The sequence below is a fragment of the Kandleria sp. genome (assembly GCF_017934775.1).
Lineage (GTDB): Bacteria > Bacillota_I > Bacilli_A > Erysipelotrichales > Coprobacillaceae > Kandleria > Kandleria vitulina.
Window position 1 is genome coordinate 12,541 of sequence record NZ_JAGBIX010000061.1, and the last position, 22,666, is coordinate 35,206.

Here is a 22,666-nt window from a genome sequence, read left to right on the forward strand (position 1 = left end):
AGATGAGACATATAGATTATCATATGCATACTGCATTTTCTGGAGACAGCGAAGCGTCTCCACGTGAACATATTAAAATGGCTATCAAGAAAGGATTGGATGAAATCTGTTTTACAGATCATCGTGATTTTGATTATCCTATTGATACCTTTGAACTAGATACAGATGCTTACTTTAAAGAATTATCAAAGTTAAAAGAAGAATACCAGTCACAAATTACAGTTAAGATTGGTGTAGAGATTGGTCTTGATTGTGATCATTATGATGAAATCAATGATTTTATTAAGAGTTCACCTTATGATTTTGTTATTGGATCCATTCATGTCATTAGACATACTGAATTCTATTATGGAGATTTCTTTAAGAATAAAAGCAAAGAAGAAGCCCATCGTGAGTTTTTTGAAGAGACTTTAAGATGTGTTAAGACATTTGATTGCTTTGATGTCTTAGGACACCTTGATTATATTGAAAGATACGGTCCATATGAAGATCGTTCTATTGATTATGATCAATACACAGATACTATTGATGAAATATTAAAGACACTTATTAAAAAAGGTAAAGGTATTGAAGTCAATACAAGTGGATATAAATTAAGAAAGACATGTGGTTTCCCTAGCTTTGATATTATTAAAAGATATAAGGAGTTAGGAGGAGAAATCATTACTGTTGGAACAGATGCACATACAAGTGAACGTGTTGGAGAACATGTGGATGATGTAATCAGACATTATGAAGAACTTGGTTTTCAAGATGTAACGACGTTTACAAAAAGAGTGAAAGATTAACGCTTAGATGCTATAATATTCATTAGAAAGGAATTGATACAATGGAATTATTTGATAAAGAAAGTCTATACGAAATCAAAAAGGCTACAACGACACAATATTATGTACCTGCTGAACTCTTTGATGGAATGCAGTATAAACTTGTAAGACTCGAAGTAAAGTGGGCTTATGTCGCTTGTCTAAATGTCATGATTAAACATGCACAGTATGACAAAAAGAATCTTGCCTTTATTAAAGATGATTCACCAGCAATAGTAGAAAGCTTGAAAGTTCTTGCCAACAAGGCCGTAGATCGTGAAAAGATTGCCGGCTATCTTAGCGAAATGGAAGATGAAAAGCTTATTGTTAGAGATGGAAAGAATATTTATTTAAGAAAAATTGTCAGCATTTTTTAGTACACGCACTCGTGTACTTTTTTTAAAGGGGGGATAAAAATGTTTACATTATTATCAAGAATATTTATAAAAGAAGATCAATTATCAATGGTAGAAATAAGAGAAAAGTACGGAGTACTTTGTTCTGTTCTTTCTATCATAGCCAATTTTATTTGTGTCGCTTTTAAATTAGTTTTTGGTACATTTGTGCATTCATCAGCTATCATTGCGGATGGATATAACAACTTGTCCGATGCGGCATCGAATATTGCCTCATTGACTGGTTTTAAGTTATCCGGAAAAAAACCAGATGCCCATCATCCATACGGACATGGTCGTTATGAATATCTGACGGGACTATTTATTTCTGCATTGATTATTTATGTAGGTGCAACTTGTCTTATCGAATCTTCATTGAAAATTATCAATCCAGTTAAATTAAACTTCTCCATTCCCGCATTGATTGCCTTATGCGTATCCATCATGATTAAACTTTGGATGTATACTTTTAATACAAAAGCAGGACATATCATCTCTTCAGAGACACTTTTAGCTACAGGAAGAGACAGTCTTAATGATGTTATCACTACATTTGGTTCAATGGTCGCATTGGTAGGCTCATGTTTTACCACATTTCCATTAGATGGTCTTATCGGTGTCCTACTTTCATTGTTTGTCATGAAATCAGGTTGGGATATCCTTCGTGATATGATCGATAACTTATTAGGAAAAGTACCAGATAAAGAAGAAATCAAGGCTATCACTAAAACATTGATGAATTATGATGGCATCTATGGTGTACATGATATGATGATCCACGACTATGGACCAGGACGTCGTTATCTTATTGTACATCTAGAAATAGATAGTGAATCAGACATGCTAGAAGCACATGACCTTATTGACAGTATTGAAAAAGATATATCTGAAAAATTCCAGATATTTACCACAATTCATATGGACCCTATTCAGCTTCATGATCCTCTTACCAATAGATTAAAAGATCAAGTAGAACAGATCATCGCCAAAATCGATGAACGCTACTCAATTCACGACTTCAGAATCGTGAAAGGAACACATACAAAATTGATATTTGATGTTCTCTTGCCAGACCATAATGGCAGTGAAAAAGAGATTGATAAGAAAATAAAGACGGAAATCAGTCATATTGATGATGCTTATGAATGTGTTATCGCTTATGATTACGCTTACTATTAAAATCAAAACGATATTGTATTGTTTAAAAAAATAGAGCATGTTAAGATGATTAAGTTGAAAATAAAGGAGGTGTATACATGTCCAATTTAACTTTGAAGGATATTGAAGAATTACTTCGTAAAGGTAATAAAGAACAAATAGAAGAAGCGATTGATAGTATACACCCGGCCGATATTCTTGAAATTATTCATGATCATCCTGATCATGCGGATCTGATCTTATCGAAGCTTCCTAATGATATGATTGCGGATATCATCGAAGAAGAGGATGATGAAGATGATCAGTATACTTTACTTACATCATTATTAAAAGATAGACAAAGAGAAATCCTCGATGAGATGAGTGATGATGAACTTGCGGATATCGTAGGTGAATTAGACGAAGAAGAAAAGTCACAGGTTTTATCCAACCTTGATCATGACGATAAACAGACCATTGAAAACCTTCTGACATATGATCCAGAAACTGCCGGTGGTCTGATGACTACTGATTACATCAGTATTCGTGCTAAAAATACTGTTCTAGATACTTTGAATTATCTTCATTCAGCCTCATTGGAAGATCTTCCTAAGTATTACTTATATGTCGTAGACAAAGATGGAATTCTAAAGGGCGTTGTCTCATTAAGAGATATTGTAGAATCATCTTTTGATACACCAATTCTAGATATTACCAATGAAAATGTGAAAACAATCAATTATCTAGAAGATCAGGAAGATGTTGCTAAAACATTCATGAAGTATAGCTTCATCATGATGCCTGTTGTAGATGATGAAAACAGAATGCTTGGTATCATTGAAATCGATGATATCATGGACGTTATTGAAGATGAAACAACCGAAGATATCAACTTGATGGCAGGTATGTCAGGTGAAGAACGTGTAGATTCAACTTTAATTGAATCCTATATTTCACGTGTACCTTGGCTTATTGTCAATCTTGCGACTGCGGTTATGGCAGCAGCGGTTGTCGATAAATTCTCAGGAACAATCGCGAAAGTTGTTTCTCTTGCATCCATCATGTCCATCGTAACAGGAATGGGAGGCAATGCGGGAACACAGTCATTGACTATTCTTGTTCGTGGTCTTTCTTTAGGAGAAATTGATAGAGATAATGCTTTAAAGATCTTCTTTAAGGAAGTCGGTGTGGGACTCCTTACAGGAATTACCATTGGTATATTTGTCGGACTTGGCTCATGGTGGTTTGCTCATAACCCATGGTTCGGTCTTGTGGCAGCGTTAGCGATGGTTTTGAATATGGTAGCAGCCAACATTGCTGGTTACCTTGTTCCAGTGGTATTAAGAAAGTGTCATATTGACCCAGCATTAGCATCTGGTGTTTTTGTAACAACTGTAACAGACTGCCTAGGGTTCTTATTCTTCCTTGGGCTAGCGACATTATTCTTGCCATTATTGGTACAATAAAAAGGAACACAGCGGTGTTCCTTTTATAGTTTTCTGCTAAGCATATCCGGATTGGATGCATAGATCAAAGCCGTTTCTTTAGTAATCAATTGACGCTTGTATAGTGCCAAGAGACTTTGATCCATTGAAATCATCTCAGAGTCTGGACTCGATGAGATGATACCATCAATCTGATGAATCTTATTGTCACGAATCATATTGCGAATCGCTGTATTGATTTTCATGACTTCAAATACAGGCACAAGACGATTGTCAGTTGTTGGAATCAGCTGCTGAGAAATAACTGTTTCCAAGGTCAGTGACAGCTGCAGAGCAATCTGTCGCTGCTGGTTGGCAGGAAAGACATCAATGATACGATCAATTGTTTTTGCGGCACCGATGGTGTGCAATGTGGAGATAACCGTATGGCCGGTCTCCGCGGCCATGAGGGCCGTCTTGATTGTTTCATAATCACGCATTTCCCCAAGTAATATAACATCAGGCGCTTGTCTTAAAGCGGCACGGAGTGCATTTATATACGATGCGCTATCGATTGTGATTTCACGCTGTGACACAATCGATTTTTTATGTGAATGAAGATGTTCAATCGGATCTTCCAAGGTAATGATGTGCTTTGCATAATTGTTGTTGATGGCATCAATCATACAAGCCTGTGTCGTAGATTTACCGCTGCCATGGATCCTCTTTGTCGGTATGTGCTCACACGAAATCTTGAAACATCAGGGACAGAGAATGAAAAATCATCATCACCCATATCATGATATTTCTTTTTATCACGGTGAGACATCTCGAAGATCGTATTGATTAGTCTTTCTGTATCATCAGGCATCAGTTTCTGATCATTTAGTGGAATCAGCTCGTTATACACTTTAAATGTAATAGGCTGCCCGGCAATGAAGAAGATATCAGATGCATCCTTTGCTTTGGCATATTTTAAAATTTCAATTAAATCCATTAGTTCTGCTCACCCCAAATTTCAATTGTACCTGATTCACTGCCGTCATCATCGTCATCAGAATGTGTTTTCATCTTACCTGCATTATCAGGAGTATTAGTAGAAACAATAGCCCACTTTGTGATCTTATAGAATTTATTGCCAGGATATAAGGCTTCCAGTTTAACAGAAATCTTTAAGTCACGATATGAATCCGTAAAAGAAATGGTATGGTCGTTAATTTCATAGTCTCCCTTTAAAGAGGAAAGCTTTTTAAAATAGTCCTTTTTAGAAGAAGTGCTCTTATAGAAACTATAAAGCTGATCATCAATTTCTTTTAGACGATCTTGTACATTATTAGTCAATGTGTAGTAGTAGCTACGATGAGTAACTGAAAGTTCAGTTGCTTTTTTAGTATTGACAGCACTGACTGCTGACAATAGTGAGAAGGTACTTATACATAATATGATGAATATAATCAGAAAGAAGCTAATCCCGACATTCATTGTATATTTTTTCATGAGCGATTCACCACCCTCTGATTATAGGCTCTTACTTTAAGACTTAGAATGCTGTCACCATCATGAATAAATTCAATTCTTAGCATATTGTCTGAAAAAGTAAGATGGGCAACAAAGACCGCATTATCGCTATTGGTTAAAATCCAGTTGTTATCAAAGTAAATATTCTTATCTTTATCATAAGGATAATGATCAGTAAGTGTGTGGGCACGATATGTTTCCGCTATATTATTAGCCATCATATTAGCATTAGAAAGATATTTTGTTTCTTGGCTGATAATATGACTTTTAATAAATAGCTGTACACAGATACTTCCGGCAACAGAGAAGAATAAGAGTGAAAAGATGATTTCCATGAGGAAAAGACTGCTTTTATTATGTATTCTCATTCTAAATCACTCCTTACAAGATTAATGAAGGATTCACGACTATGGTCTTTGATGATCATGGTGATTTTAAGCTGATAGCGATGCATAGATAAACTCATTCTATCCATCTCAATCACATGCTTTCCTTTTTGAGGATCAAATGCTTCATTGGGATCTGCGCTATATTCACAAAGAAAACCCTGATAACAGAACATATAATGGTCTTTCTTGTTGTTAAGCTGGTATTTTAAGATATCATTATCATTATTCTTGATGATATTAATTGATCCATTGTTATGAATCTTTACCTTCTCTACAACATAGTTCATGCTCAAATCAAAGTTTCTGATATTATCAGTTGTCTTAGTTGAAGAGCCATAGACATTAGCACCAATATAGACAATAGAAAGGGCGCTTAGTGAGAATACGCTGAATAGTATAAGTACGAAGACAATATCGATAGAGTGCGATTTTCTTTGCATGCTAAGCCCTCCTTTCTAGAGTATTGTGATATGTACATCAGGATAGTCATCTTCATTGATGAACTTGTAGGTTACCTTAAAGAGTGAATGATCATAAGTTAAATGATATTCATTTTCAATTTCCTTTAAGTTTTCTGGATAGTGACCTTCCTGTATATAGCATTCAAGAATGGTAGTATTGATAGCCTTTTCTAGGCTATTATATTGATCTTTTCTTGTCGATACGTTCATCGTCCGTATACCTGCTAACATAAGGAGAAGAGCAGTAAGAAAGATCAATATGGAAATAAGATGTCTTTTTAAGAGTTTCATTAAAGGCTACTCATAATTCCGATAAGTGGCAACATGACACTTAAAAGAATGATTCCTGTAATAATGGATAAAATGGCAACCAATGAAGGTTCGATGATACCAATCAAGCGACTGATACGATCGTTTGTTTCATTCTCATATCTTGTTGCAATGTTATCAAAGATCGTTTCCATTCCGCCTGTTCTATAGCCAATCTTAATAAAACGAGCATACATACCAGAAAGAATGCGTGTTTCAGTTAACGCTGAGACAATATCTTTTTCTTTCATGATATCCTGTGCTTTATTAATACGTAAACTTAATAGTTCATGATTTTTAACAAGTTCTTTTGAAAGATCAATAGATTCTTCAATTGTCATACCGCTACTTAAGGCAATTGCTAGACCACTTGTAAAGTGAGAAAGAGCCATCTTCATAAGAAGATCTCTTGTCGGTGGGAAATGAGTCAAGAAGCGATAGAGTTTTAATTTCCCTTTTTCTGAGTTCTTCACATAGACTACGTATCCTACAAGAAGGAACAGCAATACGATGAAGACCCAAGAATAGCGAGCTAACGTTTTTCCTAATGTCAGTACAAATAATGAGAAAGCGTTGATAGAGGTTCCTAGACTTTGGAAAACATGATTGAAAATAGGAAGAACCTGAGTAATAAGGACAATGACAACAACGGCCATCATGGCAATCATGATCATTGGATAAGACAATGCCGCATTAATGTTTTCATTATTTTCATGTAGTCTTTGATAATGTTTTGATAGACGAGCAAGAATTTCTTCTAGTCGACCCGTCTCTTCACCAATATTAATCATGCTGATGGTATAATCAGGAAACATTTCCGTATTCTGTAATGCTTCACTAAAAGATTTCCCAATTATCCATATCTTTATAGATAGAATGAATAAAGTGATTGGTTCCATTGATGTCATCACGCATGATGGAGATTCCTTCAAAGATAGAAATACCCGCATGCAATGTAAGTGATAACTGGTTTGTAAACTCGGCAATCTCGATATTGCTGAGCTTATTCTTTTTCATAATAAACACATCCTTTCCATAAACTCTTATGTTTTCTATATTATACTATATTTTGACATTCTATAACACAATCTTGTGACTTCTTTGATTTTATATTGAAGAAAAAAAACAAAGATAATAATTGCTTGCATTTTTTTAAAAACTTCAGTAGTATATTAGTAGTTATACGACTGACGGAAGTGGAATAGACCACATGAAGTATAATTTTAAAGAGCCGACCGTCTGGGCAAAAGATGCCTGGATGAGTGGGCTCTTTTTGATTAATGTGGAGGAAAAAAGATGAAAGAATTAGAACTAAAGTATGGCTGCAATCCTAATCAGAAACCTGCAAAGGTTTATTGTGAAGCAGGGGAACTTCCAATTGAAGTTGTAAATGGAAAACCTGGTTATATTAATTTATTGGATGCCTTAAACAGCTGGCAGCTTGTTAAGGAATTAAAAGAAGCAATCAATATTCCATGTGCTGCAAGCTTTAAGCATGTATCACCAGCTGGTGTAGCACTAGGTACACCTTTGACTGAAGTTGAAAGAAAAATGTACTTTGTTAAAAAATCACCTGAAGAATTAACACCATTAGCTAATGCTTACATTAAAGCAAGAGGAAGCGATCGTATGAGCTCATACGGTGATTTCTGTGCAATGAGTGATGTTGTGGATGCAGTAACTGCAGATCTTATTCGTATTGAAGTCAGTGATGGTATCATTGCACCAGGCTATACAGAAGAAGCCTTAGAAATTCTTAAGAAGAAAAAACGTGGTAACTATTGCGTATTAAAAATTGATCCAGATTATAAACCTGAACCAATTGAAAGAAAACAGGTATTCGGTATTACTTTTGAACAGGGTAGAAATGATGCTAAGATCACACCTGCATTATTTAATGAAATCGTCAGCAAGAATAAAGAAATTCCAGATCATATCATGAATGATTTGATCTTATCAATGATTACATTAAAGTATACTCAGTCAAACTCAGTATGTTATGTAAAGAACGGTCAGGCTATCGGTATCGGTGCTGGACAGCAGTCTAGAATTCACTGTACAAGATTAGCAGGAGATAAAGCTGATAAGTGGTATTTACGTCAGCATCCAAGAGTTCTTGATTTACAGTTTGTTGATGGTATTAGACGTGCTGATCGTGATAATGCAATTGATATCTATTTATCAGATGATTATGAAGATGTATTAGGTGATGATGTATGGCAGAATACATTCAAAGTTAGACCTGAACCATTAACAAGAGAAGAAAAGAAAGAATGGTTAGCTGGCAACACTGATGTTGTACTTGGCTCAGACGCATTCTTCCCATTCGGTGACAATATTGAAAGAGCACATAAGAGTGGCGTTAAGTATGTAGGTGAAGCAGGAGGATCAATCAGAGATGATCATGTTATCGAAACTGCTGATCGCTATGATATGGTTCTTGCCTTTACTCATTTAAGATTATTCCATCATTAATAAAAAAGGCTGCTTCGGTAGTCTTTTATTTACTTTTTGCAATTTGTATGTTAGTATTCCATAGATAACAAATTTATAGGCAAAATGAATGAAAATTCATGACGCAAAGCTATAGGGCCTTTAAACTGGTTGCCAGCTGCAAAAATACTTTCAGTAGCATTGTGTCCGCACAATGCTTTTTTTTAGGAGTTATTATGTTAAATTTTTTACGTACGGCCATTAAAGGCCGATATACATTTATGAAAGATAGAAAAATATATAATCGTTTAGCAAAAAAGAATATGTTGACAATGATTCCTGTATTGTCAATTGATCTATGTTTTATTATTTATCATCTTTTTACTTTTCTTGTATTCAAGAATCGTTTATATCATCTATGGGAAGCACGTATATTAGATGCTGCAGTGCTTTTATTTATAATTATTTATGTACTTTTCTTTTTATTGAGTGATAAGGAAACAAGATACACAACGATTGTTTCACGTATTTTGATTACAGGATTTATATGTATGCAGCTTTTCTATGGGGTATTTTATACGTTTTTATTATTCCCAATGGGTGATTATTTTTCATCATTTTATTCTTCATTGGTGTGGACACTCCTTGTGTTTACTATTTCACCAGTTTTTTCTGGTACTTTATCAATAATGTCGTTTTTCTGGATATCTCATTTTATAGACCAGTATTTTCTTCATTATAGTAAAGTCTCTTTAGCAATATTTTTAGTAACGGTTTGGATTGTCTCTTCAATTCATTTTTATTTTATGTACTTCTACATTAAAAAAGATTTTGATTCACAAAAACAAAAAGAAATGCTTTCAAGAATTTCTAGAACGGATGCGTTAACGAACCTTCAAAATAGATATGCCTTGAAACTTGATATGAATGGCTATATTGGAAAAGAAATAACTGTGATCATCGGTGATATTGATAATTTCAAAGTTTACAATGATACCTACGGTCATGATATTGGTGACCTTGTAGTAAAGGAATATGGACGTATATTAGTAGGTATTTTTGGTGAAGAGAGATGCTATCGTTTTGGTGGTGATGAGCTGCTTATTGTCACTGAACAAAGTGAAGAGGAGATTACTGCGAGTAAAGAACATTATTTTAAATGTGTAAAGCAGTTTAGAGTTCCCGGTGTTGATGATATACCAACCGGCAGTCTTGGAGCAGTAAGAGGGATTGTATCTTCTGAAGATGATTTTAGAGCTATGTTAAAGCAGGCGGATATGAATCTTTATCATGTCAAGAATACTAATAAAGGAAGTTATTTTGCTTCATATTATAATGTTGAATAGAATTATATGATATAATATAGGAATGTTAAAAGAGGTGAAGCTATGTTATTTATCAATGATTCTGAATTTGAGCGTGTTATTTCTAGAGCGAGAAATAGAATGCTGGCACATAAGTTTTATGAAAATGGATCTGTCATTAGGGTACATATTACTCAAGATAAGAATGGGTATTATATTACTGGACAGGTGAGTGCCAATGGCATGATTTATTCACCACGCATTGAAGTTACACCACAATCTAAGATAGCGTGGACATCATGTGATTGTATCTTCTCGGATGAATATACAGCCTGCGCCCATATTGGTGCAGTATTATTAGCAGTGCAGGAGCTTTCTCCAAGAGAATTTCCTTTTACTTATTCAGTAGATTACGGCAAGCTGAAAAAGAAGAGAGAGGAAGAAGAAAGACAGCGTGCTTTAGAATATAAGCAGTTTATTCAAGAGCAACAAAGACGCAGTCGTGAAAAAGCGGCTATTGATTTAACACAGCTATTCAGGGATGATATGCTGTCAACTTTTGAAACAAAAGTTGAACCTGTTCATATTCATATTGATTATAGAAAAAACAGCTATGCTAATTCCTTCCGTTTTCGTGTAGGTAGAGATTCAATGTATCTGATTCAGAATCATTATGATTTCATCACGAACATGGAAAACCATACTTTCAAGAAATATGGAAAGAATTTCTCATGGCGTCATCAGGTAGATGACTTGGATGAATATTCAAAAAGAATCTATGCTTTCTTGAAGGGGACAGCACATACTCCTACATATGATAAAACATCTATTGCGAATAATGAGATGGAAGATCTGATCAAGCTTATTGAATCATTGCCTTCTCAATATTTTAATGGAAGAATTGTATCTTCTGAGTTTAGACCGGCATTATCAATAAGTGAAGATGAATATGATTATATTGTTAAATTTACTAATGATAATGGCATGGATGTAGGAAAGACAATGGGATTTATTCTTTCTGATAATGTGATCAAGTTTACCTTTGATCAAGGGGGAATGGTCCTTAAGCTTATCAATCATTTAAGAGATAATAATAGAATGCTCTATGTTCCTAAAGATGAAATGAGCGCCTTCTATCAGTATGTTCTTCAGCCTATCAAGTCTTATGTAGATATTACAGGATTGTTGTTGGATGACTTTAGCAAGACAGAAGATCGTATTAAGATCTACGGTGATATTAATGAAGAGGAAGAAGCCTATTTCCAGGTTATGGGGGTTTATGGTGATGATGAAATCAATGTGTTAGATCATCCTGAAAAACCACGTTCTCCTCATATGGATATGATTACACGATTTATGGAGAAATATGATCCTGATGAAGCCAAGGGCACTTATTTCTATGATACATATAGAGATAAGTCGATTGATTTCTTAAGTGAAGGCTTGCCAATTCTTGCACAATACGCGGATATTTATGTTTCTGAGAATTTAAAGAAGATCAATCGTAAAAGTAAGTTTGAGATCAAGATTGGGGTAAGTGTATCTGAAGGATTATTAAATATTGATTTTGATTCATTAGATATCCCAAAAGATGAGATTGCTTCAATATTAAAGAGCTATTCTAAAAAGAAGAAGTATCATAAATTAAAGGATGGTTCATTGATTCATATTGAATCTGATGAACTTGAAGAACTTTCTAACGTCATGAACCAGTATCACATATCTTCAAATGAAATTGTGGATGGTCATGTAGATATGAATCTTAATCGTGCTTTCGCCTTAAATGCATCCATGAATAATATGGAACATATCAAGATTGATCGTTCAGAAAGTTTCCATCATATCATTGAACGATTAAGTGATTATAAGGCTAAACATTATGAAATAGCGAAGCCTTATGATCATATCTTAAGAGATTATCAAAAAGAAGGTTACCAGTGGCTTTCTACCATGTGTGAACTGCAGTTTGGCGGTATTTTAGCGGATGATATGGGGCTAGGAAAGACTTTACAGATGATTGCCTTATTAGAAAGTCAGTCTGATAGTTTTTCCATTGTGGTATGTCCTTCTTCATTGGTATTGAACTGGATTGATGAATTCCAGAAGTTTGCACCAACGCGTAAAGTCAAGGCAGTAATGGGGAATGCAAGTGAAAGACATGCTATTATCAAGGAAGCAAAACAGTACCAGACTTTAGTGACATCCTATGATTATATGCGAAGAGATGCACAGTGCTATGATGATATGACATTTGATTTTATCATCTTAGATGAAGCACAGTATATTAAGAATCAGAATACAAAGAATGCCAAGTCTGTTAAATTGCTTCATGGTACGCATAAGTTCGCATTGACAGGAACACCAATTGAAAATTCATTAGCTGAACTTTGGTCAATATTTGATTTCTTAGAAAAAGATTATCTCTTTAATTATCATTATTTCCGTCAGCAGTATGAATCACCGATTGTAAAAGATCATGATGAAGAGAAACTCAAGGAACTAAAAGAAATGATTTCTCCTTTTGTTTTAAGAAGAACGAAAGCTATCGTCTTAAAAGAGCTTCCAGATAAAGTAGAGAAGTCTATTCATATTGAATTCAATAAAGAAGAAAAGAAACTTTATCTTGCACATTTAGCTCAGGCTAATGAAGAATTGCGCAGTCTTTCAGGGACAAATGATCGTATTCAGATCTTAGCCTTACTTACAAAGTTAAGACAGATCTGCTGTGAACCAAGAATGCTGTTTGAGAATATAAAGAAACAGTCTTCCAAGATGGAAGCCTGCATGGATATTGTGGATAATTACTATGAAAACAATAAGAAACTATTGATCTTCTCTTCATTTTCTAGTGTGTTGACACTCATTGAAACAGAGTTGAAGAAAAGACATATTTCATATCATATGATCACTGGAAATACTCTTAAAAATAAACGAAAAGAATATGTGGATGCTTTCCAGCACGATGATAGCACAGTATTCTTGATTTCCTTAAAAGCCGGTGGAACTGGTCTTAATCTTACGGCAGCAGAAGGGGTTATTCATTTTGACCCATGGTGGAACATGTCTGCTCAGATGCAGGCAACCGATCGTGCGCATCGTATAGGTCAGGAAAATAAAGTGTTTGTCTATAAGCTCATTATGTCTGATTCCATTGAAGAAAAGATTCAGGTCATTCAAGAAAAGAAGAAAGAATTGGCTGATACCTTCGTTGAAGGAAACGAAGGACATATCACTAATATGACAAATGAAGAAATTATGAGTTTATTCCAATAAAAAACGACGTGAGATAATCACGTCGTTTTCATTATCCTTCTTCTATTTCCAATAGTTCAAGATAACGTTCATTTTTTTCTTCAAGTTCCTGTTCTTTTTCTTGTCTTAAGCTAGAGAGTTCATCTAGCTTTTCAAATTCAGTTGTTGTCTGCATTTCTTCATCTATCTTCTTGATATCATTTTCTAGATCAAGAATAACATCATCAATAGATTCAAGCTCTTTCTTTTCAGCCCAAGTTAAGCGACGCTTCTGGTTCTGCTTCTTGGTTTCACGATAAGCTTCCTTTTTTGATTCCTTTTTTTCTTTAGTTGAAGTGATATCAATTTGAGAAGAATAGCCACCGTTGACATATGTGACATAATGATCCTTAAAGACAAGGAGTCCATCGACAATCTTATCAAGAAAATAGCGATCATGTGAGACTGTAATGATGATTTCTTTAAAGGATTCAAGATAATCTTCTAGGATATTTAATGTATCAATATCTAAATCGTTGGTAGGTTCATCAAGAAGAAGAACATTTGGTGCACCCATTAAGACCTTTAATAGATAAAGACGACGTTTTTCACCACCGGATAGACGCTCGATGCGAGTAAACTGCATGCTCTTATCAAATAAGAAACGTTCACACATCGCACTGGCAGTTAAAGTGCCTTCACTTGTTTCAAGGAAGTCGCTAGTCTCTTTGATATAATCAATGATACGCATGCTTGGATTCATATCTTCCACACCTTGCTTGAAGTAACCAAATCTTATTGTTTCACCAATAGAAATAGTTCCTTCATAGTCTTGATCAAGTTGAGCAATCATATTCATTAATGTTGTCTTACCAGAACCATTTTCTCCAAGAATACCGATGCGATCAAATCTTTTGAATTGATAAGAGAAAGGATGGAATAATGGGGTACCATCATAGACTTTTGAGACATTTTCAAGTGTAATGGTCTTTTTTCCTAGACGTGAAGATGTATTGATCATCTTTACACTTTCAACATTCTGGATATCTTCTATTTGAGAAAGTTTTTCAAACTGCTGAAGTCGACTTTTTCTTTTAGTTGTTCTCGCCTGTACACCAGCACGTACCCATTCTAATTCTTTTTTTAAGAACTGTTTTCTTTTATATTCCTGATTAAGCGCATCTTGTTCTCTTTTGGCTTTCATTTCAATAAAAGCAGAATAGTTGGCATTGTATTCATAAAGATGACCTCGATCTATTTCTACGATTTTGTTGGTAATACGTTCAAGGAAATAACGGTCATGTGTAATCATGAGGAGGGCTTTGTTTCTCTTGATTAAATATTTTTCAAGATATTCAATCATTGTGGTATCTAGATGATTGGTAGGTTCATCTAGAATTAAAAGATCACATTCATTTAAAAGAGCGATAGAAAGGGCTAAACGTTTCTTTTGTCCTCCAGATAGAATCTTGATCTTATCTTCATGATTAGTTAATTTGAATTTGTTTAATGTTGAAGAAATCTCATAGTCTTTGCTTTTAGGTGCAAGCAGTTTAGCTTGTTTAAAGATTGTAAGTTCATCATCAAAACTGCTGTTTTGTGGCAGATAGGAGATACTTAGATCTTTACCGTAGGTAATGCTTTTCTCATTGCGAGAGACAATAAGCTTTAACAAGGTAGATTTTCCTGCACCATTAAGTCCGACAAGGGCTACTTTGTCTTTTTCTTCAATAATGAGATTGATGTGATCGAGCAGTGTACGATCACCTATTCTATATGATAAATCCGATATATTTATTAGCATAAAATCACCGTTTCCATTGTAGATGAAATTGAACACTTTGAAAAGAGTTCTCTCTATCTAAAATACAAAAAAATATGATATAATGCTTTCGAGGAAAAGAGTATGAGAAGAGAAAGATTATATATGAGATTTGAGGGCATTGTGATGTCCATCACCCCAACAAACAGGAAAAGAATTGCTGTTGAGACAGATGATTATCAGAAAAGAGCAGGTATGGTAGAATTGCTATGGAGTCGCTCTTCTCGTTATACACGTATGTTTGCGGTATTTAAGGAAACTGCGTGGCCTTCTCATCATTTTAAGACAACGCCGGGTATCTTGCGTAAGGATTATCAGGGGAATTTGAGTCTTACTACTAAAAATCATGTTTATGTCTTTAAGGTCATAAGAGTATATGCTGATAATAGAAATCGCTAATTTTTTTTTAAGATTAGCGATTTTCTTTTTATTTATCATGATAATTGCTACAATAATTATAGAAGCCAGGTATACCTGTAGCTTTGCGGAGTCAACCGTAAAGAAAAGCTAGCTTCCTGGGCGCCACTCTCCAGAATAATAAGAGTGGCTTCTCTTGTAATTTGTATGTGACGTAAAAACCGTTGACATATTGTCGACAAGAAAGTGTGATGATTATGCAAAAGGATTCAAGATTATTGTTAGGGCAACGCGTTCGCTCTTTAAGAAAGAGTAAGAATTTATCGCAGGAAGAACTTGCTAGAATCAGTCATGTTGATAGAACTTACATTACTTCTTTAGAAAATGGTCACAGAAATGTTTCTATTTTGCTTATTCAGAAAATTTGTGAGGGTTTAGGTGTTTCTTTGAAAGCTTTTTTTAATGATGAATTATTTCAATAAGACTACAAAGTAAATCAGTTGGTTTTCTTTTACATGTATGCTAAAATTTAAACAAGATGAAATAAGGAGGATAATACAATGAAATTTTATCGATTATCAGATGGCAGTATTGTTGCCTCATTTACTGGCTCCATCAATGATGCAGAAGCATTAGTGGCAAATACTGTAGATGCTGCACAGGAAAAACATGTACCAGATGTAAAAGTTGATGGTACACATGTGAGTGTTCAGGTAGGAAGTGTGGAACATCCTATGACTGAAGAACATTATATTTTATTTGTAGCTGTAGAAACAAAATCAAATATTTTGATTAAGGAATTTAATCCAGGAGATAAACCTTTTGCGGAATTTGAATTAGCAGATGGAGACGAAGTCGTTGCGACATACGAATACTGCAGTCTTCATGGTTTGTGGAAGGCATAAATTCCTAAGATTGTAAGGTGATGTGGAATGAGTGAAAACAAGGGCAAGAATGTAAGAAAAATTTTAATGATTCAGATTGTTCTTAATCTGGTATTGATTGGAATCGTCTTAGGCGTTTTCTATCTTCTGACAAGAACAAGAACTTATCCTGATGGAGAACTTGTATTCATCATGCTTTTCATTCTAATTGCCATGATCCTTTCAATGTCTGTTTCTATTTATATTAATCATCGTACTCAAGTGAAGCTTGATGAAGATCGTCTTTCACGAAGCATCATTGTCGCTCGTGCGAGCAGAGATATGCGTACACCAATGAATACAATTATCAATGCTAGCGATCAGGATATGGTTTCTCGTTATAATCCGCAGGATATGAAGAATGCCTTGGATAATGTCAATAGTGCAGGAAAGTATCTCATGACATTGATTGAAGATCTTCTGGCTTTATCTAAACTTAAAGATCGCCAGTTGACACTCGATGAAAAGCCCCATACTATCATGGAATGTGTTGAAGAATCATTTCATATGGTCATCCCACATTTTGAGAAGAAGAATATTCATTTTAATATTGAATATAAGAATGTGGATGTTTGTCGTTATGTCAATGTGGATAGTGTAAGAGTACAGCAGGTATTAGTCAATCTTCTTAATAATGCATGTAAATATACTCCAAGTGAAGGACATGTTGATCTGGTCATTGAAGGATTAAATCAGACTGATGAATATGTAGATATTCAATTTACATTATCAGATGATGGTATTGGCATGTCACAGGGTGCATTAAAGAATCTATTGAAAATTATGCCTGATGATATTGTCACTGAAAAAGGTATGGGTATGACGATTGTTAATGCCTTAGTTAAAGCCATGAATGGAAAGATAACTTGTGAATCACAAGAAGATAGAGGAACAACCTTTGTGATTAATTTTAGATGGCCTTATTGTTATAAGGATCAGGTGGAAAAGATTACAACTGATTACTCCATTCTTAATGGAAAACATATTCTTCTTGTAGAAAACAACGCTATGAGTGCTGAGGTCGCAAAACAGATTTTGGAAAGCCAAGGAATCAGTATGGATTTGGCTGTAAATGGCAAGGATGGTGTCGAGATATTTACACATGCGATGCCGCATACTTATGATGCAATCTTAATGGATATTCGTATGCCATTGATGGATGGTATTGAAGCAACTCAGATCATTCGTCAGTCAACTCACCCAGAGTCGGATATTATTCCGATTATTGCTATGACGGCTGACGCTTTTGATGAGGATCGTCAACGTACACGTGATGCAGGCATGAATGCACATATCACCAAACCAATCAATCCTCAGGAACTTTTTACAACTTTAACAAATTATCTAAGATAGAATGATTCATTCTATCTTTTTTGTCATATTCTGATAAATCTCCTTTAGTTATTTGATGATGATATAATAAAACTAGGAATAAAGGGGATTTTTGTATGAATAGTATTTTAAGTGAACAGGAAAAACATTTTTTTAAGTACTTGCCATCACCTTTATGTGTAATGGAAGTCAATGACAATCAATTTAGACTTATAGCCTTATCTGAAGGACTGTGCAATTATCTTGATATTGATTATAAAGAAATGCCGGTACTTATTAGAAATTTTAATAATCGTAGGGATCGATTCATCAGTGTAAAAGATCAAGAGATGATTGTTATGAAATGTCGTCAACGGAAAAATGAAGATCGCATCAAACTCCGTTTTCCGTTTCACCATCCTAATGGAAAAGATGTATGGTTACTTGTTAACGGATATTTTCGTAGTGTTAATTCACATCAGTTATGTTACTGTCAGGTTATTGATCTTACAAAAGAAAAGATTCGCTTTGATGTAGCCAACGCTCAAAATGATCATTTAGCCACACTACTAAATGATATTCTTTCTACAACACAGACATGTATCTTCTGGAAAGATAACAAGCGTCGCTTTGTCGGAGCCAATAAAGCCTTTCTGGATTACTATGGTTTTCCTAGTTTAAAATCAATTCTTCATAAGACCGATGAAGATATGGGATGGCATAATGAACCTGATTGCTTTATGCAAGATGAAATGCGTGTCCTCAATGGGGAAAGAACCTATCGTGTTCACGGTAAATGTATTGCTAAAGGAAAAGAAAGAGACATCGTTGCAAGCAAGGCTCCACTTTATAATAATGGCAAGATAGTTGGGCTGGTAGGCTCATTTGAAGATGTAACCTTAGAATATCGTCAAAGAGAAGAGATTGAAGGATTAAATAAAGCACTTGTAGCAGCCTTAAAAAATGAAGAAAAAGCCAATGCGGCCAAAGCGGAATTTATGGCGCGCATGAGTCATGATATGCGAACACCGCTAACGACAGTTATTGGCTTAAGTGAAAAAGGGATAGAAGATACTCAAAATGAAGAAGACTATAAACGCTATACTTATATTAAAAAAGCAAGTGAGTATCTATTGTCATTATTAAATGATATTCTTAATGTAGAAAAGCTGCAGAGCGGCAAAATGACTATGAATAATGAAGTCGTAGATATCAATGAAATCTATGGACAAGTAGAAGCTATGACAAAGCCTTCTGCAACAGAAAGAGAACACGAATATACAATCATTCGTCCTAAAGGCACTATGCTTGTGAAAACTGATCGTCGCTGGGTTATGCAGATCTTGATTAATCTTATTAACAATGCGATAAAATATACCCCTCGTAAGGGGAAAATTTCCTGGGTAATAACGCAGGAAGAAAAAGAAGGGAAAATCATTTCCCATCATGTCATTAAAGATAATGGGGTAGGAATGAGTGATTCATTTATTAAAGAGATGTATGAACCATTCAATCAGGAACAAAATGAACTGTCCCATAGTGAAACAAGTACAGGGTTGGGATTATCCATTGTTAAAAAAGTTATCGATATGTTTGAGGGAGATATTGAATGTCATTCTATACTTCATGAAGGAACAACATTCACATTAACAATCCCTTATGAGACAGTGACAAAAGCAGAAGAGGTACAGTTCCCTCATCAGCAAGAAGACTATATTGATTATAATGTATTAAAAGGAAAACACATTCTTATTTGTGAAGATGTCGATATCAATGCACAGATTATTGCGATGATCTTACAAAAATACGGAATGATTTCAGAGATTGCTAGTGACGGTAATGTGGGAATTGAGAAATGTAGACATAATCAATATGATGCTATTTTAATGGATATTCGCATGCCAAATTGCGATGGCTTAACAGCGGCCAAGAGAATTCGTGAGTTTAATAATGATGTATCAATTATTGCCTTATCCGCTAATACTTATCTAGAAGATATACAAAAGAGCATCGATGCCGGGATGAATGCTCATATTGGAAAGCCTATTGATACAAAAGAATTGCTTAAAGCTTTAGTAAAATTCATCAGGTAATACGTATTTACTTTTGAAATAGTTTGTAAGATAATAAATTCAAATGGAGGATATTATGTTAGCAATTTATCTTTCACCAATTTATATATTGGTGCATGCTTATTCTTTATATTGGATTTTGAAGTGGATGTCTTCATGGGGGAAATTCTTTAGAAAAAAGAGATTTCGTATTATAGTAGGAGCTATTTATACCTTACTTGCGGTATCAATGCTTATTGGCTTCTTCTTGCCACATGGAAGATATGAACGTTTATTTAAGATTATCGGTTATTACTGGTTAGGTATTTCTCTTTATGAAATCATCGCCTTGATGATTGCTTTACTGATTCGTTTTATTATCTTGCATACACGTTTTGCGACAAGGGAAATATGGGGAAGAAGACGTACGTTATTTTTCTCTGGACTTATTTCTGCTACATTGGCTTTATCGATATGTCTTTATGGAGTAGTGAATGCTCATCATATTCGTACGACAAACTATGAAGTGAGCATCAATAAGAAGGCTGGTCATTTAAAGGATTTGAATATCTGCTTAATTGCGGATCTTCATATGGGATATAATATCGAGGTAGAACATATTACCCAGATGGTTGATAAAATCAATGCGACAAAACCAGATCTTGTCGTTATTGCAGGGGATATTTTTGATAATGAATATGATGCTTTAGATCATCCTGATGAACTTATTAAACAATTCAAGAGAATTAAATCTAAATATGGCGTATTTGCGGTATATGGCAATCATGATATAGAAGAACATATTTTAGCTGGATTTACTTTTGGTGAAGGAAAACAGGAAGCTGATCCACGTATGGATCAGTTCTTAAAAAAAGCCAATATTAAAAATCTGAGAGATGAATCAGTGGTCATTGATAACAGCTTTACTCTTTATGGAAGACCTGACTATAATAAGCCAGGAAAAGGTATCAAGCAAAGAAAGACACCGAGTGAGTGTACGCAGTCATTGGATCACTCTAAACCAATTATCATGATTGATCATGAACCAAAAGAACTAGAAGAAAAAAGCAAGGCCGGAGTTGACCTTGATTTAGGGGGACATACCCACGATGGACAGGCATTCCCTGCCAATATTATAACTAATATAGTCTGGGAAAATGCCTGTGGACATATTAAAAAAGGACATATGCACAGCATTGTTACATCTGGTGTAGGTATTTTTGGTCCTTTTATGAGAGTTGCAACAAAAGCAGAAATCTGTTCAATCAAAGTACATTTTAAGTAGCGGATATTCCGCTGCTTTTCTTTTTCTTAAAAATGTTTGTATACAATCTTAAATCAATGTAAAATGGTAAAAAGGAACAAAAGGAGAGAATAAATGAAAAGTTATGCACAAATGAGTAAAGAAGAACTTTCTAATGAATTAGAAGCTCTACAAAAAGATTATCAAAGTTATGTAGATATGCATTTATCATTAAATATGGCAAGAGGAAAACCATCATCAGAACAACTTGATTTATCACGTCCAATGCTAGATGTAATCAACAGTGGATCTGATTTAATCGCTAGTGATGGAACAGATGCACGCAACTATGGTTGTCTTGATGGTTTACCTGAAGCTAAGAAGCTTATGGCTGATATGATGGACAGCAAGCCAGATGATATGATTATCTACGGTAACTCATCATTAAATATTATGTTTGATCAGATTTCAAGAAGTTATAGCTTCGGGGTAATGGGGGAAACACCTTGGTGTAAACTTGATCAAAAAGTAAAATGGCTTTGCCCTGTCCCTGGATATGATCGTCACTTTGGTATTACAGAATTCTTTGGCTTTGAAATGATTCCTGTAGAAATGAGTGAAGAAGGTCCAGATATGGACAAAGTTGAAGAATTAGTAAAAGATCCAATGGTAAAGGGTATCTGGTGTGTACCTAAGTACTCTAATCCAGGAGGCGTAGTTTACAGCGATGAAGTTGTAAAAAGATTAGCCGCATTAAATCCAGCAGCTAAAGATTTTAGAATTTATTGGGATAATGCTTACTGTGTTCATCATCTTTATGATGAAGAAGTAGAAGTATTAGACATCCTTAAAGCATGTGAAGCAGCTTCACATCCTGATATGGTCTATAAGTTTGGATCGACATCAAAGATTTCATTCCCTGGTGCAGGTATTGCAGCTATGGCTACATCTCAGGCAAACAAGGAAGATATTCTTTCTAAGATGACACATCAGACAATCGGTCATGATAAGATCAATCAGTTAAGACATGTAAGATTCTTCAAGGATATTGATGGCATTAAGGAACATATGAAAAAACATGCGGATATCATTCGTCCTAAATTTGAAGCTGTTAATGCGATTCTAGAAGAATATCTAGGTGGCTTAGAAGTGGGAGAATGGACTCACCCTAAGGGAGGATATTTCATTTCCTTCACTGGATTAGATCACACAGCTAAACGTATTGTATCTCTTGCAAAAGAAGCAGGAGTTGTTATGACTGGTGCAGGTTCAACTTATCCATATAAGAAAGATCCAAAAGATTCTAATATTCGTATTGCACCTACATTGCCTCCACTTGAAGAAATTCAGATGGCCGCAAAATTATTTACAATCTGTGTTAAGATTGCAAGTATCGAAGTATTGATGAAATAAAAAAGGGGCTGACCCGGATAGATAATCTGGATTAGTTTTCAAAAATAAAATGCGCCGGATAAATCCGACGCATTTTTTGGTATAATGTAATTATGAAAACTACAACATTAAACCATAAAAATTATAGCGCATTTCAGAC

At 34.7% G+C, this 22,666-nt stretch carries 23 protein-coding genes and 2 riboswitches; of the genes, 14 read left to right on the forward strand and 9 right to left on the reverse strand.

Translation table 11 applies throughout. From position 1 onward, the window contains the following. The first annotated feature begins 2 nt into the window (after positions 1-2). From J6L95_RS06395 to mgtE, 4 genes are all read left to right on the forward strand, one after another. Entirely contained in the window at positions 3-788 is a 786-nt protein-coding gene (locus J6L95_RS06395; RefSeq protein ID WP_287458522.1) for a histidinol-phosphatase HisJ family protein, read from the forward strand. Between the two features lie 41 nt (positions 789-829). After that, positions 830-1,183 (forward strand): hypothetical protein, encoded by a 354-nt coding sequence (locus tag J6L95_RS06400; RefSeq protein ID WP_287458523.1) that lies wholly within the window; start codon positions 830-832, stop codon positions 1,181-1,183. 39 nt (positions 1,184-1,222) lie between these two features. Continuing rightward, on the forward strand, positions 1,223-2,380 hold the full coding sequence (locus J6L95_RS06405) for a cation diffusion facilitator family transporter (protein WP_287458524.1): 1,158 nt from the start codon (positions 1,223-1,225) through the stop codon (positions 2,378-2,380). Positions 2,381-2,457: 77 nt separating this feature from the next. Next, on the forward strand, positions 2,458-3,804 hold the full coding sequence (mgtE, locus tag J6L95_RS06410; RefSeq protein WP_287458525.1) for a magnesium transporter: 1,347 nt from the start codon (positions 2,458-2,460) through the stop codon (positions 3,802-3,804). Between the two features lie 23 nt (positions 3,805-3,827). On the opposite strand, the gene J6L95_RS06415 is transcribed toward mgtE, so the two are convergent. Genes J6L95_RS06415 through J6L95_RS06445 form a run of 8 tightly spaced genes read right to left on the reverse strand, consistent with a single transcriptional unit; the run spans position 3,828 to position 7,456 of the window. Next, a complete protein-coding gene (locus J6L95_RS06415) occupies positions 3,828-4,448 on the reverse strand; it encodes a type IV pilus twitching motility protein PilT (protein WP_502711011.1) in 621 nt (206 codons plus the stop codon). Beyond that, complete coding sequence (locus J6L95_RS10910; protein ID WP_502711012.1) at positions 4,445-4,759, reverse strand: hypothetical protein; 315 nt, start codon at positions 4,757-4,759, stop codon at positions 4,445-4,447. Before J6L95_RS10910 ends, J6L95_RS06415 begins: the two co-directional genes overlap by 4 nt. After that, complete coding sequence (locus J6L95_RS06420) at positions 4,759-5,259, reverse strand: hypothetical protein (protein WP_029070882.1); 501 nt, start codon at positions 5,257-5,259, stop codon at positions 4,759-4,761. The genes J6L95_RS10910 and J6L95_RS06420 overlap by 1 nt, the downstream gene beginning before the upstream one ends. Continuing rightward, the gene (locus J6L95_RS06425) at positions 5,256-5,648 is read right to left on the reverse strand and encodes a hypothetical protein (RefSeq protein WP_029070881.1); all 393 of its coding nucleotides are present in this window, start codon (positions 5,646-5,648) and stop codon (positions 5,256-5,258) included. Before J6L95_RS06425 ends, J6L95_RS06420 begins: the two co-directional genes overlap by 4 nt. Beyond that, entirely contained in the window at positions 5,645-6,109 is a 465-nt protein-coding gene (locus J6L95_RS06430) for a DUF4860 domain-containing protein (protein ID WP_029070880.1), read from the reverse strand. The genes J6L95_RS06425 and J6L95_RS06430 overlap by 4 nt, the downstream gene beginning before the upstream one ends. 15 nt (positions 6,110-6,124) lie before the next feature. Further along, on the reverse strand, positions 6,125-6,421 hold the full coding sequence (locus tag J6L95_RS06435) for a hypothetical protein (RefSeq protein WP_029072912.1): 297 nt from the start codon (positions 6,419-6,421) through the stop codon (positions 6,125-6,127). Next, on the reverse strand, positions 6,421-7,254 hold the full coding sequence (locus J6L95_RS06440) for a type II secretion system F family protein (RefSeq protein WP_287458526.1): 834 nt from the start codon (positions 7,252-7,254) through the stop codon (positions 6,421-6,423). The genes J6L95_RS06435 and J6L95_RS06440 overlap by 1 nt, the downstream gene beginning before the upstream one ends. Positions 7,255-7,276: 22 nt before the next feature. Beyond that, positions 7,277-7,456, reverse strand: a complete 180-nt coding sequence (locus J6L95_RS06445; RefSeq protein WP_287458527.1) for a hypothetical protein — start codon at positions 7,454-7,456, stop codon at positions 7,277-7,279. Between the two features lie 156 nt (positions 7,457-7,612). Further along, positions 7,613-7,691: riboswitch (ZMP/ZTP riboswitch) on the forward strand. Between the two features lie 44 nt (positions 7,692-7,735). On the opposite strand from J6L95_RS06445, the gene J6L95_RS06450 reads away from it, so the two are divergent. The 3 genes from J6L95_RS06450 (at position 7,736) to J6L95_RS06460 (ending at position 13,449) form a co-directional block, all read left to right on the forward strand. After that, positions 7,736-8,914 carry a phosphoribosylaminoimidazolecarboxamide formyltransferase gene (locus tag J6L95_RS06450; protein WP_029070878.1) on the forward strand — a complete coding sequence of 393 codons (1,179 nt, stop codon included), beginning with the start codon at positions 7,736-7,738 and terminating at the stop codon, positions 8,912-8,914. A gap of 68 nt (positions 8,915-8,982) precedes the next feature. Next, a riboswitch (cyclic di-GMP riboswitch) is annotated at positions 8,983-9,058 on the forward strand. A 50-nt stretch (positions 9,059-9,108) separates the two neighbouring features. After that, the gene (locus J6L95_RS06455) at positions 9,109-10,218 is read left to right on the forward strand and encodes a GGDEF domain-containing protein (protein ID WP_287458528.1); all 1,110 of its coding nucleotides are present in this window, start codon (positions 9,109-9,111) and stop codon (positions 10,216-10,218) included. 42 nt (positions 10,219-10,260) lie between these two features. Then, entirely contained in the window at positions 10,261-13,449 is a 3,189-nt protein-coding gene (locus J6L95_RS06460) for an SNF2-related protein (RefSeq protein WP_287458529.1), read from the forward strand. Between the two features lie 31 nt (positions 13,450-13,480). On the opposite strand, the gene J6L95_RS06465 is transcribed toward J6L95_RS06460, so the two are convergent. Next, entirely contained in the window at positions 13,481-15,211 is a 1,731-nt protein-coding gene (locus tag J6L95_RS06465; protein ID WP_287458530.1) for an ABC-F family ATP-binding cassette domain-containing protein, read from the reverse strand. Positions 15,212-15,313: 102 nt separating this feature from the next. Here J6L95_RS06465 and J6L95_RS06470 point away from each other — a divergent pair, with 102 nt between their 5' ends. The 7 genes from J6L95_RS06470 to J6L95_RS06500 all read left to right on the forward strand — a co-directional run bounded on the left by J6L95_RS06470 (position 15,314) and on the right by J6L95_RS06500 (position 22,527). After that, positions 15,314-15,628: a hypothetical protein gene (locus J6L95_RS06470; RefSeq protein WP_029070874.1), complete on the forward strand. Its 315-nt coding sequence runs from the start codon at positions 15,314-15,316 to the stop codon at positions 15,626-15,628. A gap of 215 nt (positions 15,629-15,843) precedes the next feature. Continuing rightward, the gene (locus J6L95_RS06475; protein WP_051550721.1) at positions 15,844-16,068 is read left to right on the forward strand and encodes a helix-turn-helix domain-containing protein; all 225 of its coding nucleotides are present in this window, start codon (positions 15,844-15,846) and stop codon (positions 16,066-16,068) included. Between the two features lie 78 nt (positions 16,069-16,146). Further along, a complete protein-coding gene (locus J6L95_RS06480; RefSeq protein ID WP_029070872.1) occupies positions 16,147-16,491 on the forward strand; it encodes a desulfoferrodoxin family protein in 345 nt (114 codons plus the stop codon). 27 nt (positions 16,492-16,518) lie between these two features. Continuing rightward, positions 16,519-17,862, forward strand: coding sequence for a hybrid sensor histidine kinase/response regulator (locus tag J6L95_RS06485; protein WP_287458531.1), 1,344 nt, complete (start codon positions 16,519-16,521; stop codon positions 17,860-17,862). A gap of 95 nt (positions 17,863-17,957) precedes the next feature. After that, entirely contained in the window at positions 17,958-19,913 is a 1,956-nt protein-coding gene (locus J6L95_RS06490; RefSeq protein ID WP_287458532.1) for an ATP-binding response regulator, read from the forward strand. A gap of 55 nt (positions 19,914-19,968) precedes the next feature. Beyond that, a complete protein-coding gene (locus tag J6L95_RS06495; RefSeq protein WP_287458533.1) occupies positions 19,969-21,156 on the forward strand; it encodes a metallophosphoesterase in 1,188 nt (395 codons plus the stop codon). Positions 21,157-21,249: 93 nt separating this feature from the next. Beyond that, on the forward strand, positions 21,250-22,527 hold the full coding sequence (locus tag J6L95_RS06500) for an aspartate aminotransferase type Ic (RefSeq protein ID WP_287458534.1): 1,278 nt from the start codon (positions 21,250-21,252) through the stop codon (positions 22,525-22,527). Positions 22,528-22,666: the final 139 nt, after the last annotated feature.

Bases quoted from the DNA above. Each gene is read 5' to 3' on its own strand.
- J6L95_RS06395 (WP_287458522.1), top strand. From the start codon at position 3: ATGAGACATATAGATTATCATATGCATACTGCATTTTCTGGAGACAGC.
- J6L95_RS06400 (WP_287458523.1), top strand. From the start codon at position 830: ATGGAATTATTTGATAAAGAAAGTCTATACGAAATCAAAAAGGCTACA.
- J6L95_RS06405 (WP_287458524.1), top strand. From the start codon at position 1,223: ATGTTTACATTATTATCAAGAATATTTATAAAAGAAGATCAATTATCA.
- mgtE (WP_287458525.1), top strand. From the start codon at position 2,458: ATGTCCAATTTAACTTTGAAGGATATTGAAGAATTACTTCGTAAAGGT.
- J6L95_RS06415 (WP_502711011.1), bottom strand. From the start codon at position 4,448: ATGATTGATGCCATCAACAACAATTATGCAAAGCACATCATTACCTTG.
- J6L95_RS10910 (WP_502711012.1), bottom strand. From the start codon at position 4,759: ATGGATTTAATTGAAATTTTAAAATATGCCAAAGCAAAGGATGCATCT.
- J6L95_RS06420 (WP_029070882.1), bottom strand. From the start codon at position 5,259: ATGAAAAAATATACAATGAATGTCGGGATTAGCTTCTTTCTGATTATA.
- J6L95_RS06425 (WP_029070881.1), bottom strand. From the start codon at position 5,648: ATGAGAATACATAATAAAAGCAGTCTTTTCCTCATGGAAATCATCTTT.
- J6L95_RS06430 (WP_029070880.1), bottom strand. From the start codon at position 6,109: ATGCAAAGAAAATCGCACTCTATCGATATTGTCTTCGTACTTATACTA.
- J6L95_RS06435 (WP_029072912.1), bottom strand. From the start codon at position 6,421: ATGAAACTCTTAAAAAGACATCTTATTTCCATATTGATCTTTCTTACT.
- J6L95_RS06440 (WP_287458526.1), bottom strand. From the start codon at position 7,254: ATGTTTCCTGATTATACCATCAGCATGATTAATATTGGTGAAGAGACG.
- J6L95_RS06445 (WP_287458527.1), bottom strand. From the start codon at position 7,456: ATGAAAAAGAATAAGCTCAGCAATATCGAGATTGCCGAGTTTACAAAC.
- J6L95_RS06450 (WP_029070878.1), top strand. From the start codon at position 7,736: ATGAAAGAATTAGAACTAAAGTATGGCTGCAATCCTAATCAGAAACCT.
- J6L95_RS06455 (WP_287458528.1), top strand. From the start codon at position 9,109: ATGTTAAATTTTTTACGTACGGCCATTAAAGGCCGATATACATTTATG.
- J6L95_RS06460 (WP_287458529.1), top strand. From the start codon at position 10,261: ATGTTATTTATCAATGATTCTGAATTTGAGCGTGTTATTTCTAGAGCG.
- J6L95_RS06465 (WP_287458530.1), bottom strand. From the start codon at position 15,211: ATGCTAATAAATATATCGGATTTATCATATAGAATAGGTGATCGTACA.
- J6L95_RS06470 (WP_029070874.1), top strand. From the start codon at position 15,314: ATGAGAAGAGAAAGATTATATATGAGATTTGAGGGCATTGTGATGTCC.
- J6L95_RS06475 (WP_051550721.1), top strand. From the start codon at position 15,844: ATGCAAAAGGATTCAAGATTATTGTTAGGGCAACGCGTTCGCTCTTTA.
- J6L95_RS06480 (WP_029070872.1), top strand. From the start codon at position 16,147: ATGAAATTTTATCGATTATCAGATGGCAGTATTGTTGCCTCATTTACT.
- J6L95_RS06485 (WP_287458531.1), top strand. From the start codon at position 16,519: ATGAGTGAAAACAAGGGCAAGAATGTAAGAAAAATTTTAATGATTCAG.
- J6L95_RS06490 (WP_287458532.1), top strand. From the start codon at position 17,958: ATGAATAGTATTTTAAGTGAACAGGAAAAACATTTTTTTAAGTACTTG.
- J6L95_RS06495 (WP_287458533.1), top strand. From the start codon at position 19,969: ATGTTAGCAATTTATCTTTCACCAATTTATATATTGGTGCATGCTTAT.
- J6L95_RS06500 (WP_287458534.1), top strand. From the start codon at position 21,250: ATGAAAAGTTATGCACAAATGAGTAAAGAAGAACTTTCTAATGAATTA.